This window comes from Enterococcus wangshanyuanii, from assembly GCF_002197645.1.
In the GTDB taxonomy this organism is placed as follows: Bacteria; Bacillota; Bacilli; order Lactobacillales; family Enterococcaceae; genus Enterococcus_L; species Enterococcus_L wangshanyuanii.
Window position 1 is genome coordinate 3781264 of sequence record NZ_CP021874.1, and the last position, 14960, is coordinate 3796223.

Consider the following 14960-nt stretch of genomic DNA (forward strand, 5'->3'; position numbering starts at 1 on the left):
AGCTTAATTGCTTCTATAGAACCTGCTTGGCGGAGTTCTTCTAAAGGAAAGAAGGGTACCCATGGCAATTAGTGAAGAACAAGCAAAACACGTAGCAAAATTATCAAAACTAGCATTTTCCGATGGAGAATTGAAAGATTTTACTGATCAATTAGGTAAAATCATCGATATGGTGGAATTATTAGAAGAAGTAGATACAGAGGGCGTACCTTTTACGTCTAACGTCGCACATTCGATCAATGTGATGCGTGAAGACAATGCGATACCAGGAATGAACCGCGATGAATTAATGAAGAACGTACCGGAATCAGAAGATGGCTATATCAAAGTGCCAGCAATTATCGACAATGGGGAGGCTGGTGCATAATGGAAAAATTATACGATAAGTCACTAACAGAACTGCATAATTTATTGGTATCAAAAGAAATTACTGCTACAGATCTAACACATGCAACATTGGACCGCATCAAAGAAACAGAGAAAGATGTCGACTCATTCATTACAATCAATGAAGAAAAAGCGTTAGATTTAGCGAAAGCAATTGATTTGAAAGGGATCACTGAATCAAATCCATTAGCTGGAATTCCTATCGGTATCAAAGACAATATCGTCACAAAAGATATTTTAACAACGGCTGCATCAAAAATGCTGCATAATTTCAATCCGATTTATGATGCAACAGTAATGGATAAACTGTACCAAGCAGATATGATCCCTGTTGGTAAATTAAACATGGATGAATTTGCCATGGGTGCAAGTACAGAAACATCATATTTCAAACAAACAAAAAATGCTTGGGATCATTCAAAAGTTCCTGGCGGTTCTTCAGGTGGTTCGGCAGCAGCAGTTGCAGCGGGACAAATTCCGGTTTCTTTAGGAAGCGATACAGGTGGAAGTATTCGCCAACCAGCTTCATTCAACGGAATCGTTGGTATGAAGCCAACATACGGACGTGTATCTCGATTTGGTTTGATCGCCTTTTCTTCAAGCTTAGACCAAATCGGTCCAATGACTAGAAATGTTCAAGACAATGCTCTAGCGTTGAACGCAATCAGCGGGTTTGATGAAAAAGACGGCACTTCTGCTGGCGTATCCGTTCCTGATTTTACTACAGGTTTAACAGGGGATATCAAAGGTATGAAAGTTGCTTTACCAAAAGAATATCTTGGTGAAGGAGTCGATGCTGGTGTTCGTGACGCTGTCCTTAAAGCGGCAGAAACATTTAAAGCACTAGGTGCAACAGTTGAAGAAGTTAGCTTACCACATTCAAAATATGGTGTAGCTGTTTATTATATCATCGCTTCTTCAGAAGCAAGTTCAAACTTACAACGTTTTGACGGTATCCGTTATGGTTACCGCTCTGAAAATGTTAAAAACCTTGAAGATGTGTATGTGAATTCACGTTCTGAAGGTTTCGGTATTGAAGTAAAACGCCGTATTATGCTCGGAACATTCTCATTAAGTGCGGGCTATTATGACGCTTATTTCAAAAAGGCAGGTCAAGTTAGAACCTTGATTAGACAAGATTTCGATAAAGTATTCGAATCGTATGATATTATCATTGGCCCAGCATCACCGACCGTTGCTTTTGGGTTAGGTGAAAACATCAATGATCCAATCACGATGTATATGAATGACTTATTGACGATTCCAGTAAACTTAGCTGGTTTACCTGGAATGTCCGTACCAGCTGGCTTCTCAGAAGGCTTGCCAGTCGGCTTACAAATCATCGGCAAAGCATTCGATGAAAGTACGATGTATAAAGCAGCTTACGCATTTGAACAAGCAACAGATTTCCACACGAAAAAACCTGTGATCTTAGGGGGGAATGACTAATGAACTTTGAAACTGTCATCGGACTTGAGGTCCATGTAGAATTAAAAACAAACTCTAAAATCTTTTCACCAGCACCTGCTCATTTTGGTGCTGAGCCAAACAGCAATACCAATGTGATCGACTGGGGTTACCCAGGCGTATTGCCAGTGATGAATAAAGAAGCGATTGCTTTTGGGATGAAAGCAGCACTTGCTTTAAATTGTGAAATCTCAAAAGATACACACTTTGACCGTAAAAACTATTTTTACCCAGATAATCCCAAAGCCTATCAAATTTCTCAATTCGATCAACCGATCGGTCATGACGGCTGGATCGATATTGAAGTTGAAGGCGAAACAAAACGCATTCGTATTGAACGTGTTCATTTGGAAGAAGATGCGGGTAAAAACATTCACGGAGAAGGCGGCTATTCTTACGTCGACTTAAACCGTCAAGGAACACCGTTGATCGAAATCGTGTCAGAAGCAGATATGCGTTCACCAGAAGAAGCTTATGCTTATTTAGAAGCATTACGTTCGATCATTCTTTTCACAGATGTTTCTGATGTGAAGATGGAAGAAGGCTCAATGCGTTGTGATGCTAATATTTCACTACGTCCATATGGTCAGGAAGAATTCGGGACAAAAGCCGAAATCAAAAACTTGAACTCTATGAGCTTTGTTAAAAAAGGGTTGGCTTTTGAAGAAAAACGTCAAGCGAAAGTCTTATTATCAGGCGGTGAAATTCAACAAGAAACTCGTCGTTTTGATGAAACAACAAATAAAACATTGTTGATGCGTGTCAAAGAAGGCTCAAGTGACTATCGTTACTTCTCAGAGCCGGATGTACCACGTTTTGCGATCGATGATGAGTGGATCGAGCAAGTGCGCCAAAGCTTACCTGAGATGCCTGCTTCTCGTCGTGCACGTTACACGAAAGAATTAGGATTACCTGAATACGATGCAATGGTCTTGACCTTGACGAAAGAAATGTCTGATTTCTTCGAAGCAGCTTTAGCAGAAGGTGCAGATGCCAAACAAGTATCAAACTGGTTGATGGGTGAAGTTTCTGCTTACTTGAATAGCGAAAAAGTCGAGTTGGCTGATACAAAACTAACACCAGCAAACTTAGCTGGAATGATCACGTTGATCGCAGACGGTACGATCAGCTCTAAGATCGCTAAAAAAGTCTTTAAAGAATTGATCGAAAATGGCGGCGATGCCAAAGAAGTCGTTGAAGCAAAAGGCTTGGTTCAACTTTCTGATCCATCACAATTATTGCCGATCATCAATGATGTACTAGATAACAATCAACAATCTGTAGATGATTTCAAAAACGGGAAAGACCGTGCAGTCGGCTTTTTAGTGGGTCAAATCATGAAAGCAACAAAAGGGCAAGCCAATCCAGGTGTTGTAAACAAACTGCTCCAAGAAGAATTGACAAAACGATAGAAAGCAGCAGATGCAGATGAAAAAAGCAAGAGTAATTTATAATCCTACTTCCGGTAAAGAACTAGTCAAGAAAAATCTAGCAGATATTCTTTCTATCTTGGAAGAATGCGGATATGAAGCTAGTGCTTTTGCCACAACGCCAGAAGAAAACTCCGCTAAAAATGAAGCCCGTCGTGTAGCTGAATCAGGTTTTGACCTGGTCGTTGCGGCAGGTGGAGACGGAACGATCAATGAAGTTGTAAACGGAATTGCTCCTTTGGAAAATCGACCTAAGATGGCGATTATTCCTGCTGGAACAACGAATGATTATGCAAGAGCATTAAAAATTCCTCGAGATAATATTGTCAAAGCAGCAGAAGTGATCCGCAAAAATCAAACAGTTAAAATGGATATTGGTCGTGCTCGTGAGAACTATTTTATCAATATCGCAGCAGGTGGTCATTTGACTGAGTTGACCTATGAGGTTCCTTCAGAGTTGAAAAGTATTTTTGGCTATCTTGCTTATTTAGCGAAGGGGGCTGAAATGCTACCTCGGGTCAAACCGATCAAAATGCGGATGGAATACGATGAAGGCGTCTATGAAGGAAATGCTTCGATGTTTTTCCTTGGACTGACCAACTCAGTCGGAGGATTTGAAACGATCGTACCTGATGCAAAACTAGATGATGGCAAATTCTCTTTGATCATCGTTAAAACGGCAAATGTGTTTGAGATCCTTCATTTAGTTGCTCTAATGTTAAATGGTGGAAAGCATGTAGAAGATCCTCGTTTGATCTATACTAAAACAAGTTATCTACATGCAGAAACACTTGATCCAAAAGCGAAAATGATGATCAATTTAGATGGAGAATATGGTGGTGATGCACCAATGGAATTCACGAATTTGCATCAACATATTGAAATGTTTGCGAATGCTGATGCAATTCCTTCGAATGCCATCATGGGATCAGTTCTAAGTGAATATAAAGACGAGGATGAAGCTGATCAGGAAGAAGAAGATCAGTATCATGCAGCAAGTAAAGAGTTTGTAAAAGAAGTTGAACGTTTGACCGAAGAAGATATTGATAACAATGGTCAAATCGGCTGATTTTTCATTAAAGACAGGTTCAAGTCAAAACATTCTAGTTTTGGCTTGAACCTGTTTTTTAGCACGAAAATGAGAAAATTAGTAAAAACACAATATATGTACTTCATATAATTAATAAACGCAATATATAGTATAAAAAAACTCTCATAATTGTTAATTGAGAAGGATTCTCATTGACTTCTGATTCAAACAAGAGTAAATTAATGGAGTCGTCAATTCTGCAGAAGGTGATAATAATAGTCGCGAAAGGTTTGTTTGAGATGGGTTCAAATTTTATTATAAATGATTTTAAAGGCTGGCAAAGAAAAAGCTATTTATTTTTATTAGCGATGGTTTTAGTTCAATTGACTGCATTTCTTTTTAATCCGTCCAGTTGGATCACATTAGTTGGAGGCTTATCCGGAATCATTTGCGTCAATCTGATTGCTCAAGGAAAAGCCAGTAACTATATATTTGGCTTTATCAGTGCATTGATCATTGGTTATTTTGGCTTAAAGACAAAAGTCTACGCAGAGGTACTGCTTCAGACATTTTATATCATCATGGATATTACAGGATTATTTGCTTGGCTAAAAGCAAGTGAAGACGGTACTGGCAATGTCACAGATGTCAAAGTATTAAAAGGGATTCAATGGCTATATGCGGGATTGATTTGGCTAGGGATCGGTATTCTTGCTTATTATCTTTTAGGTTTTGTCAACGATGCACAGCAGACACTTGACGCAGTAACTTTTAGTGTCTCAGCAACGGGAATGCTATTGATGATCAAGAGATATCAGTCACAATTTGTTTTTTGGTTATTAGGAAATTTATTTTCTATCGTTTTATGGTTTAGAGCAGGGACACATGCTGGTGGTGACTATGCGTTGTTTGTTATGTATTGCATGTACACCTTTAACTCGATATATGGTATGATACATTGGTTGAAATTAAAAAAAAATAATTAATAATAGGTAGGGAGTTCGATGGCAGTGATCGTTTTAGCAGGTACAATTGGTGCAGGAAAATCTAGTTTAACAGAAATTATTTCAGAACATTTAGGTTCAGAAGCATTTTATGAATCTGTAGATGATAATGAAGTATTACCTTTGTTTTATGCAGATCCCCAAAAATATGCATTTCTATTACAAATCTATTTTTTAAATAAACGCTTTGATAGTATCAAACAAGCATTATCTCATGAGAATAATGTACTAGACCGCTCGATCTATGAAGATTCTTTACTTTTTCATTTGAATGCTGACTTGGGCAGAGCAAATGAAACCGAGGTAAAAGTTTATGATTCACTATTGGAAAATATGCTGCAGGAATTGCCCTATGCAGCGCATAAAAAGCGTCCGGATCTGTTAGTCCATATTAAAGTATCTTTTCCTAAAATGCTGGAACGAATCAAACGACGTGGGCGTTCATACGAGCAGGTAGATGATGATCCAGAACTTTATGAATACTACAAAGAACTGAATAGTCGCTATGAAAAGTGGTTTGAAGACTATGATGAGAGTCCGAAAATTCAAATTGATGGTGACAAATATGATTTTATCGAAAATGATACTGCCAAAAAAGAAGTGATTCAATTGATTGAAAATAAATTAGCTGAAATCAACTAATTTAAATGAAATAATGAAAGATGAGGTAAAGGGAACCGTTTTTATCTCATCTTTTTATTTTCCCCCCTTAAAATGTGATTCTTTTTACTATCAAAGCCGAACTCTCTATTGCTTTTCCTGTATTTTTTCATTAGAATGAGTGAAGCGCATAAAAGAAGGAGCGACCTATGAATAATTTTCCAGTAAAAAAAAATGAAACGATCGAAGTAGATATCATTGATTTGACCCATGAAGGAATGGGGGTAGCTAAAATCGATGGGTATCCACTATTTATAGAAGATGCTTTACCTGGCGAAAAAATCGAAATCAAAGTGTTGAAAGTCGGTAAAAGCTTTGGTTATGGTAAAGTAGTCACTATTTTAAAATCAAGTGGAGACCGTGTTCCTGTTAAAGATCGAAACTTTACCAAAGTCGGTATCAGTCCGTTGCAGCATTTAGCTTATGGAGCTCAATTGAATTTTAAAACCAATCAAGTGAAAAATGTAATGCAGCGTGTTGCCAAGTTACCTGATGTCCCAGTTTTAGATACTCTAGGAATGAAAAATCCATGGGGATACCGCAATAAAGCACAAATTCCGGTAAGAAAAATCGATAATCAATTGCAAACAGGTTTCTTTAGAAAAAATAGTCATGATTTGATTCCGTTGGAACATTTCTATATTCAAGATCCTAAAATCGATGAAGCAGTGATCAAGATTCGTGACATTATGAGACGATACAGTATCAAACCATATAACGAATCAGATAATACAGGGAACCTGCGCCATATCGTTGTTCGTAGAGGCTATCATACTGGAGAAATGATGGTAGTTCTGATCACAAGAACACCCAAACTATTCCCAACAAGTAAAATCGTCCCGGATATATTAGAGGCGCTGCCAGAAGTGGTTAGCATCGTACAAAATGTCAATCCGAAAAAGACTAATGTTATTTTTGGTGATGAAACGATTTTACTTCATGGTGAAGATCAGATCATTGATACGATTTTTGATTTGAAGTTTGAAATCTCTTCTCGCTCGTTCTACCAAGTAAATCCACAACAAACAGAAGTAATGTACAATAAAGTCAAAGAATACGCTGCTTTAACAGGGAATGAAATAGTTGTCGATGCTTATTGTGGGATCGGTACGATCGGTCTGACTTTAGCAAAAGATGCGAAGCATGTTTATGGTGTGGAAGTTATCGAAGAAGCGGTGAAAAATGCGGAGAGCAATGCTCAGTTGAATGGTATTACAAACGCAACTTTTACTGCCGGACTAGTAGAAGAAGCTTTACCAAGACTCTTGGAACAAGAAATCAAGCCGGATGTTGTGATCGTTGATCCTCCACGTAAGGGATTAGAAGCAAGTTTAGTAGAAACATTGATCGAAACTAAACCGGAGCGAATTGTTTATGTCAGCTGCAATCCTGCAACATTAGCAAGAGATTTAGCTTTATTAGTAGAAGGCGGTTATCAAGTAAAAGAAGTTCAACCAGTAGATAATTTCCCTCAAACAACTCATATTGAGTCAGTGACATTACTGACAAAGGCGGTGTAACATGGATACAAAAAAGAAAATGCTTGAACTGATCAAAAAGAAACAAAGTGGTGGAAGATCGAAACAAATGGAATCCCCAAAAAATGATCGGAAAAACATGCGAAAAGGGCCAAAAATATACAATAAATAATAGAAATCCAATGCCTCTACACAATTTTTGTGAGTATCGGCATTGGATTTTTTTGTTATGGTCATGAATGAGTTTCTTTAAAGTGAAGTGCTGCACCAATCAAGTTTGCATCTTTTTTAAAGTGACAGATTTTTATAGTAGGTGCCAACAATTCTTGCTCTTTTTTCAATAAACTTCGATAAAAGTCAATTTTAGTTTTCTGACTCACTAATACTTCAGCAATCGTCTTATTTAGATTGGGTAAAAGATCAGGATTATTACTGACTCCTCCGCCTAAACCAATAAATTCTGGAACGAATGCATCATTTAAAAAAATCAGAATTTCTGCCAAAGAGAGATACATACGCTCAATTTCTTGACAAGCGACAGCATTTCCCTGTTCAGCAAGATCGAATACATCTTTTCCTTCGATCATGTTTGGCCATTTAAAATTTTTAATGGAAACAGTTTTTCCTATTTGGACAGGAGAAACGCGTGAATTATGCATCATTTTTATAGTATCAGCGATAAATTTTTCAATCGTATCGATTTTTTCAGCTGAGTTTACAAGAATTTTTCCTTCTTTAACAATAGATAAACCAACGCCTGACCCAATGATCGTAAATAATGCATTTTGATGATTTTTGCCGATTCCTAAAGTCATTTCAGCTAAAGCTGCACTATCTGCATCATTTTGTAATGAGACAGGCAAGCCCAATAAGTCAGAAAACTCTTTTTGAAATTCTCCTATGTGCAAAAAAGGGACATAGCTCAGTCCGCGAATCATTCCTGTTGATTCATCAGGTTCTCCAGGACAGCTGACAGCTATACCGATAAGTGAAAACTCACTTGAAAATTGTTCACATAATTGTTGTACAGATGCATAAAGCGATTTTCTAGTTCGAGGTGTAGGAAAACTATTTTGGTGATATAACGTTTCATTAGACCAAATACCATATTTAACAGCAGAGCCTCCTATGTCAAGAACCAGTAGTGCTTGTTTACGAGTAGTCATATCGTTGGATCCTTTCTGGAAAATAGATGTCTTAAGGTAAGTGTAACATAATTTTTCATAGCTTTTGTTCTTAAAAAGAGTAAGTAGGACCCTCAGTTATCTTGGAACAGTGTGACATAACTATTTTTTTATGCTATGATAAATATGAAAAGAGGTAGAATTTCCTACCTCTCTTGTAGACCCGTTCAAAAGACGGTGACTATAATTAAATTTGTGAAGCCATCTAATTACTGTCGAAGTGGAATTAGATGGTTATTTTTTTGGTTTATCTTGGTCTATGATCAGCACCACTAAAGTTGCAAATGCAACCATCAGCGTAAGTGCTTCAAAAACAGACATGTCTATTCCTTTCCAGGGATAAAGCAGAGAACCATAAGCATCACCCCTTTTTCTAGGAGTTAGCCACCATCTTTTTCACTTTTCTACTCATCGATCATAACATAGTTCATTTTTGTAATTAGGCAGAGAAAAAATCAAGTAACGACTCTGCTAAGATATCGTTATCAATAATATAGCTACCGTGATCTTGGTTTTCCATGATTTTCAAGTCAGAAGCTTCAATCAGTTGGTGCATTTGTTCAAATATCTCTAATTCGCATAGATCATCATCCGCAGCGATGATCAGTGTAGGGACTTCGATTTTACGTAATTCTTGTAAAGGAATATTTGGCTGTTCCATCATCAGTTTAAATAAAGGGTCTTGCGTTTCTTTATATTTTTCGACAATATGGTCAAAGATTTCAGGTTTTAGCTGTTCAGGGCTTGTATTGGCACCTAAAAGAGCTAGTTTATTGAGCCAAGATAATTTTTTGATGCCCATGAGGATCGCTAAGATGGCGCCATCACTGAAGCCAACGATGTTGACCTTCTCAAGCTTTAAGACATCGATAAAATCAATGATATCATCAGCCATTTGTTCATAATCATATTGTTCTGTCCGCGCACTTTCCCCGTGATTACGACTATCAATCGCATAAACCGCAAAGTCCTTTTCTAATTTTTGACTTAACTGATCAAAAATATGATGATCTTCACCATTTCCGTGCAGTAAAAGTAGTGGATCACCTTGCCCAGATTTTGTATAAAAAAGTTCAGTACCATTAACGTTGATCAATGTCATAATATTTTCCTCCTGATGGTTGTTTTTATTGTGTTGTTAAGAAGAGTATAACAATTGAACCTTGACAGCATCATGTCAAGGTTCGCAAAAGGAAGAGCTATTTTTTTCGGCTAGCATCGACTTTCTTTTGGTATTTCTCGATTTTATAATCCAGCATATCGATGCCTTCTTGAATTTGTCTCATTTCATTTAGAGCAATTTGCTTTTGTTTTTGTAAAAGCGCCAGTCGATTTTGATTGGTCGCATCACCTTCGTGCCACCAATCGATGTATTGTTTGAGGTCTTCGATCGTCATTCCAGTCTTTTTTAAATGTAAGAAAAAATCGATCCATTCTTTGTTTTGTTCATCATAAATTCGGATATTATTTTGGTCTCTATTTACAGTGATCAGGCCTTCTTTTTCATAAAAACGCAAGGTGTATGGGCTCAGACCCGTGATTTGCGAAAATTCTTGGATTTTATAAGTCATTGCTTCCTCCTCCTAAATAGGTTTCTAGTTTTATTTTACCATGTAGAGCTAGCTCTAAGTAAAATTCTGCTATTTTTTCAATAATCCTTGACTTCGAGTGCACTCTAAGAGGTATCCTGAGATAGAGAAGAGGATGAAGGGGTGGGAAAATGAATATTCTAAGATTGAGGAAAATATCGATTTTGTCAGTCTCGCTGATCGTGGTTTCAGGCGCTGCGATCGGAGCGAATATACCAGCAATTGCAGAAACATTTCCTGAAATTCCATTGCCGTTGATAGAGATGTTAACAACGATTCCAGCACTATTTATTATCCCTGCTGTATTGCTAAGTACAAAAATTGCTAAATATATAGGCTATAAAAAGACAGTTTTGATGGGATTAGGTATCGTTTTGATTTCAGGAATTCTTCCGGCTATAGTGAATAATTTTACAACTATATTTATTTCCAGAGCTTGTTTTGGGTTTGGCATAGGGCTGTTTAATTCGTTGCTTATTTCAATTATTAGTTATTTTTATCAAGGGAATGAACGGGCAGCAACAATTGGTTTTCAAAGTGCATTTGAAGGAATCGGCGGTATGTCATTGACGTTCGTTGTGGGACAGTTACTAAAAATTAATTGGCAAGCCTCCTTTTGGGTCTATTTGATTGTCGTACCAATTTTTATTTTGTTTGCTTTATTTGTACCAGAGATTTCTCAAAGAGAAATAAATCAAAGGGCTCAAAATAAAAACAATGATTTTGAGTATGTTGAAATACTAGAACATAGATTATCTACAATGGTATTTTCAGGGTATATTTGTTTATTGATTTTGGTTGTGTGTATCTATATGTCAATAACTGTTAAAGGCACTTTGTTGATGACGACTTTAGGTTATGGGGATGCAACTGACGGCAGCAATATTTTATCATTGATTGGAGTTGGTGCAATGACTGCCGGGTTTTTATTTGGGCCTATTTATACTGTGACGAAGCAATGGACGTTGCCACTGGCATTTTTTGTGATGAGTATCGGGATGTTAATGATTGGTTTCTCTAATCAAGTTTGGCTGACAGGGCTTGGAGCAATGATTTGTGGTTTCTCTTTTCGAACCTTTATTCCTTATTTATTTAACCAAACTAATAGTCGCTCAGGACAAAAGGCTGCCTTTCGAACTTCGTTATTGCTGGTGGGGTTCAATCTCGGTTCAGCATTTTCTCCATATGGAATTGCTTTGATTGAGAGCGTATCTAATTTTTCAACTATTCGCGGAATATTTTTTTCAGAAGCTATTTTACTATTGCTTTTGGCGATTGCTACAGTAGGAATTGTATTTTGGGAAAAAAAGCGAATTGAATAGTTTCTATAGCATATCACTTGAAGTAAGGAGAGGTTAGTATGAATATCAGTACAGCAAGCAAGGAAACGAATGTATCAGCGGATACAATTCGGTATTATGAGCGGATCGGATTGATCCCGCCAGTTAAAAGGACCGAAAACGGGATTCGCGAATTTAGTGAGGAGGATCTACGTTGGATCATTTTTAGCAGACAAATGCGTAACGCAGGTCTTTCAATTGAATCCTTGATCGAGTATTTAAGTCTTTTTCGTGAAGGTGACCACACGGTTCCTGCTCGTTTAGAGTTGTTGAAAGAACAGGAAATGATTTTAAAGGAACGAGTGGATATGATGCAACGTGCATTAGATCGTCTGGCGTTTAAGATTGAAAATTATGATAGTCATATGGTTCCTAATGAGAAAAAATTGAAGAAATTTAGTTGAAAAACTATATAGACAAAAATCAATGATAAAAAAAGAGGAAAGTGAACTAAATCTCACTTCCTCTTTTTTTTTAAAAGCTTATTTAAACCAACCTAAAACGCCTGAGACTGTATTTAAAATACCTTGTATAATATTGATAATAAACATACACATTTTCTCCTATTCTGTAATTAATTATTTAAAGAAATTGAAAAAATTAGAAGTAACATCTAACCAATACTTAACGATATCCACCCACATGAATAATTCCTCCTTTCCTTTTTATTTAAAACATATAGTAATATTAATATTTCTATATGAAGATAATAACACTCTTTTTTCGTTTTGTAAATAAAAAATATATCTTTTTTTATCATTGATACAAAAATTATCTGGTTAATTACTAATGGAATGAGAACTAGCTGTTGAAAATGCCGTGTAGAGTTACTTTTTATATCCTACCTTCTCAGTTACACAGCTTCTCAAAAAATTCAAGAATCTCCATACATTCTAATTGTTTTGCCAAGTGTAATTTTTCTTCTAAATGATCCATATGACAAGGATTAGAAGTGTCTACTTTGGAATTGCAATAGCAGATTATACATTTTAAAAATAGCCATTGGTATAGTTGCTTATTCTTTTGTGCAATGTTTTTTCCAAAGGATGCGTATTCGATGGCAGGATCGTATTTGTTTTCCATAATGAGTAACGTACACAGATTACATATAAAACTTAAGATGTTATTTTTTTCTAAAAAAAATGAACTATATTTTTCAATGTACTCTGAAATCATGGGCATCATATCAAGAATTTCTTCTGTTGAAAAACAAAACATCGTATTATTAAATAATCGAAAATCATAAATTGTCCAACTATTGATACTTTTAAAGTAGCTATTGATAGAGTCAACAGATTTGCGACTGGCTAATAAATTTTTTTTGCTTTTAAATTTGCAATGTGCTTCTAGAACGATTAACAGGTGCTTGTATTTTAGTAATTTATCCTCTGAATATTTTTTCTCTAAATGATTCTTTAATTCCAGATACTCTTTTTCGGTATATTCTGCGTAATTTTCTATTGTATTAAACCGTAGATTGTCATTGTTCTTATCCATTTCTTGTTGAATCAAGAAAACAAATTCATCTAATTCTGTATTTAAGCGCTCTAATAGTTCCAATAGTATTTTGATAGATGGAGAATATTTATTTGATTCTAATAAGGAAAGATAGGATCTAGAGATAATATTGTTACTTACATATTCTTGGGTATAGTTATGGCTCAATCTAATTTTTTTTAGAATATCGCCGATTTCTATTTCGTTTATTTGCATGATTACAATCTCTCCTTATATATTATTCAGAAAAAAGTGCCTAGGTCTCCCTGAGATATTTTCCTGAATTTGGATTTATTTTAACCTATAAATAGAGAAAAATATAGTTATTTTTTTGTATAAAATACTAACTATATGGCGTTATTATTTTTTTTTGTTGTACTATCAAATAGAAGATTACGGGGGAGGTGTTTAAATTATGCCTGTTATTTTATGTGTGCTATGGTTTTTTTTATAGAACAATTTAACCTGTTATCTTTTAGAAAATTTGGAGGGAGGTATGAAGAATGGAATTCAAAAAAATTGAAGAAAAAGACGCTAACTTTATCATTGTCGGCGGACTTTTGGTTGTCGGTGGATTGATTGCAGCTGTAGTTTGCTAGTCAGACTAATTTTAATTCTCAGAGGATAAACTTTACGTGTTATAGATGCTGAATTACTTATGAGGTTGGTTAAAAGAAAGTCTATTTCTGAGAATTAAAGTAGTATGAAAGTTCAATCAACATTTTTATGCGGGAGTATCCAAGGGGAGATATGACTTTATCAAGACCAAATTAATTGATTATTTGGAGATAAGTACCTTGGCTCCCGCTACTGTTAAAAAATGCCTGACGAAAATTAGAATAGGAAGAGTATCACTTAATAATACGAGTGATCTGCTTATTGAGGGGAATAACTTATGTATGATTATGACTTAAATTCTTCGATTTGTTACAAACGTCTTCAAAACCAAGAAAAGTATCATCTTTATGATGGCCTCAGCAACCAACATTATCTTGTTAGTGAGAAGGAAATTACATTTTTATCTATGCTGGAAAAAAAATTTTCTCTCTCTGAACTGGAGGTAAATTCAAAATACACTCAGGCTGAAATTATATCGTTTATGGAAATCTTTGAATCGATCGGGTTACTTAATCCAACGAAAAAAAAATCATTTTTAAGAGTGAACGTTTCAAAAATTAAGAAGAGCTCTACATCTATAATTTTAGAAAAATTATGTCCTATATTCCTTATTATTGGAGGAATAACTGCAGTAGCATTTTCGACTGTTTTTTCTATGAGCGAATATGTTTCTGCTTGGAAATCTATAGAGGAGCAAAACTTGATTTTTCTATTCGTCCAAGTATTTTTGATAACAGTAGTCAGCATTTTATTTCATGAAATCGGTCATTTTCTTTTTGCCATAAATAGAGGATTGCTCGTTCCTACGATTTCTTTGAATACAAAAAAGGGCTTAGTCAGTGTTGATACTACAGGAATACAATTTTTACAGGAGCTGAACGATAAAATAGCTATTTTATTTGCTGGTCCACTTTTTAATCTCATTTTGAGTTTATACTCTTTTCTGGGAGGAATGTTTGTGGGAGGGACAAAACCATTTTGGTTATTGGTCAGTGTGATCAATTTTCTTTTTTTTATACAAAATATGTGCTTATTATTTAGCCAAAGCGATGGGCAAAAAATTTTGACCGAACTGACTCAATCGAGCTTGTTTGCAGATAATATGAATATTTTTTACTTTTTAAAAAATATGAATGATTTAAATCGTCAGAGACGATACTTCTTTTTATTCTTATGGAGTCAAAAAATAGGACTTGCAGCATTGCTCATTATTGCCATAGCAGCAATTTTTTAAAAGAGAACGCGCTTTGAAAGGATGTGTGAAATATTAAAAATC

The 14960-nt window shown here is 35.7% G+C and carries 16 protein-coding genes; 11 read left to right on the forward strand and 5 right to left on the reverse strand.

Translation table 11 applies throughout. The features are described 5' to 3' along the window. Nucleotides 1–61: 61 nt before the first annotated feature. The 8 genes from gatC (at nt 62) to CC204_RS21730 (ending at nt 7628) form a co-directional block, all read left to right on the forward strand. Nucleotides 62–367: an Asp-tRNA(Asn)/Glu-tRNA(Gln) amidotransferase subunit GatC gene (gene gatC / locus CC204_RS18940; RefSeq protein WP_088271593.1), complete on the forward strand. Its 306-nt coding sequence runs from the start codon at nt 62–64 to the stop codon at nt 365–367. After that, nucleotides 367–1836 (forward strand): Asp-tRNA(Asn)/Glu-tRNA(Gln) amidotransferase subunit GatA, encoded by a 1470-nt coding sequence (gene gatA, locus CC204_RS18945; RefSeq protein ID WP_088271594.1) that lies wholly within the window; start codon nt 367–369, stop codon nt 1834–1836. The genes gatC and gatA overlap by 1 nt, the downstream gene beginning before the upstream one ends. After that, nucleotides 1836–3266, forward strand: coding sequence for an Asp-tRNA(Asn)/Glu-tRNA(Gln) amidotransferase subunit GatB (gatB, locus tag CC204_RS18950; RefSeq protein ID WP_088271595.1), 1431 nt, complete (start codon nt 1836–1838; stop codon nt 3264–3266). Before gatA ends, gatB begins: the two co-directional genes overlap by 1 nt. Nucleotides 3267–3282: 16 nt before the next feature. Continuing rightward, nucleotides 3283–4353, forward strand: coding sequence for a diacylglycerol kinase (locus CC204_RS18955; RefSeq protein ID WP_088271765.1), 1071 nt, complete (start codon nt 3283–3285; stop codon nt 4351–4353). Nucleotides 4354–4613: 260 nt separating this feature from the next. After that, nucleotides 4614–5300, forward strand: a complete 687-nt coding sequence (gene pnuC, locus CC204_RS18960) for a nicotinamide riboside transporter PnuC (RefSeq protein WP_162288378.1) — start codon at nt 4614–4616, stop codon at nt 5298–5300. A gap of 18 nt (nt 5301–5318) precedes the next feature. Further along, complete coding sequence (locus CC204_RS18965; RefSeq protein ID WP_088271596.1) at nt 5319–5960, forward strand: deoxynucleoside kinase; 642 nt, start codon at nt 5319–5321, stop codon at nt 5958–5960. A 167-nt stretch (nt 5961–6127) separates the two neighbouring features. Then, a complete protein-coding gene (rlmD, locus tag CC204_RS18970; RefSeq protein ID WP_088271597.1) occupies nt 6128–7498 on the forward strand; it encodes a 23S rRNA (uracil(1939)-C(5))-methyltransferase RlmD in 1371 nt (456 codons plus the stop codon). A 1-nt stretch (nt 7499) separates the two neighbouring features. Further along, complete coding sequence (locus tag CC204_RS21730; protein WP_257790121.1) at nt 7500–7628, forward strand: hypothetical protein; 129 nt, start codon at nt 7500–7502, stop codon at nt 7626–7628. 61 nt (nt 7629–7689) lie between these two features. Here the strand turns inward: CC204_RS21730 and CC204_RS18975 are convergent, their stop codons facing one another. From CC204_RS18975 to CC204_RS18985, 4 genes are all read right to left on the reverse strand, one after another. Next, the gene (locus CC204_RS18975) at nt 7690–8622 is read right to left on the reverse strand and encodes an ROK family protein (RefSeq protein ID WP_088271598.1); all 933 of its coding nucleotides are present in this window, start codon (nt 8620–8622) and stop codon (nt 7690–7692) included. A gap of 252 nt (nt 8623–8874) precedes the next feature. Next, nucleotides 8875–8961, reverse strand: a complete 87-nt coding sequence (locus CC204_RS21850; protein ID WP_225533224.1) for a putative holin-like toxin — start codon at nt 8959–8961, stop codon at nt 8875–8877. A gap of 118 nt (nt 8962–9079) precedes the next feature. Next, on the reverse strand, nt 9080–9742 hold the full coding sequence (locus CC204_RS18980; protein WP_088271599.1) for an alpha/beta fold hydrolase: 663 nt from the start codon (nt 9740–9742) through the stop codon (nt 9080–9082). 97 nt (nt 9743–9839) lie between these two features. Beyond that, the gene (locus CC204_RS18985; RefSeq protein WP_088271600.1) at nt 9840–10211 is read right to left on the reverse strand and encodes a MerR family transcriptional regulator; all 372 of its coding nucleotides are present in this window, start codon (nt 10209–10211) and stop codon (nt 9840–9842) included. 149 nt (nt 10212–10360) lie between these two features. Between CC204_RS18985 and CC204_RS18990 the strand changes: the two genes are divergently transcribed. Further along, nucleotides 10361–11551 (forward strand): MFS transporter, encoded by a 1191-nt coding sequence (locus CC204_RS18990; protein ID WP_188634461.1) that lies wholly within the window; start codon nt 10361–10363, stop codon nt 11549–11551. Between the two features lie 38 nt (nt 11552–11589). After that, complete coding sequence (locus tag CC204_RS18995; protein ID WP_088271601.1) at nt 11590–11973, forward strand: MerR family transcriptional regulator; 384 nt, start codon at nt 11590–11592, stop codon at nt 11971–11973. Between the two features lie 445 nt (nt 11974–12418). Here CC204_RS18995 and CC204_RS19000 read toward each other — a convergent pair whose 3' ends face one another. Next, nucleotides 12419–13282: a helix-turn-helix domain-containing protein gene (locus CC204_RS19000; RefSeq protein ID WP_088271602.1), complete on the reverse strand. Its 864-nt coding sequence runs from the start codon at nt 13280–13282 to the stop codon at nt 12419–12421. Nucleotides 13283–13961: 679 nt separating this feature from the next. Here CC204_RS19000 and CC204_RS19005 point away from each other — a divergent pair. Continuing rightward, entirely contained in the window at nt 13962–14918 is a 957-nt protein-coding gene (locus tag CC204_RS19005; RefSeq protein WP_088271603.1) for a site-2 protease family protein, read from the forward strand. The last annotated feature ends 42 nt before the right edge of the window (nt 14919–14960 follow it).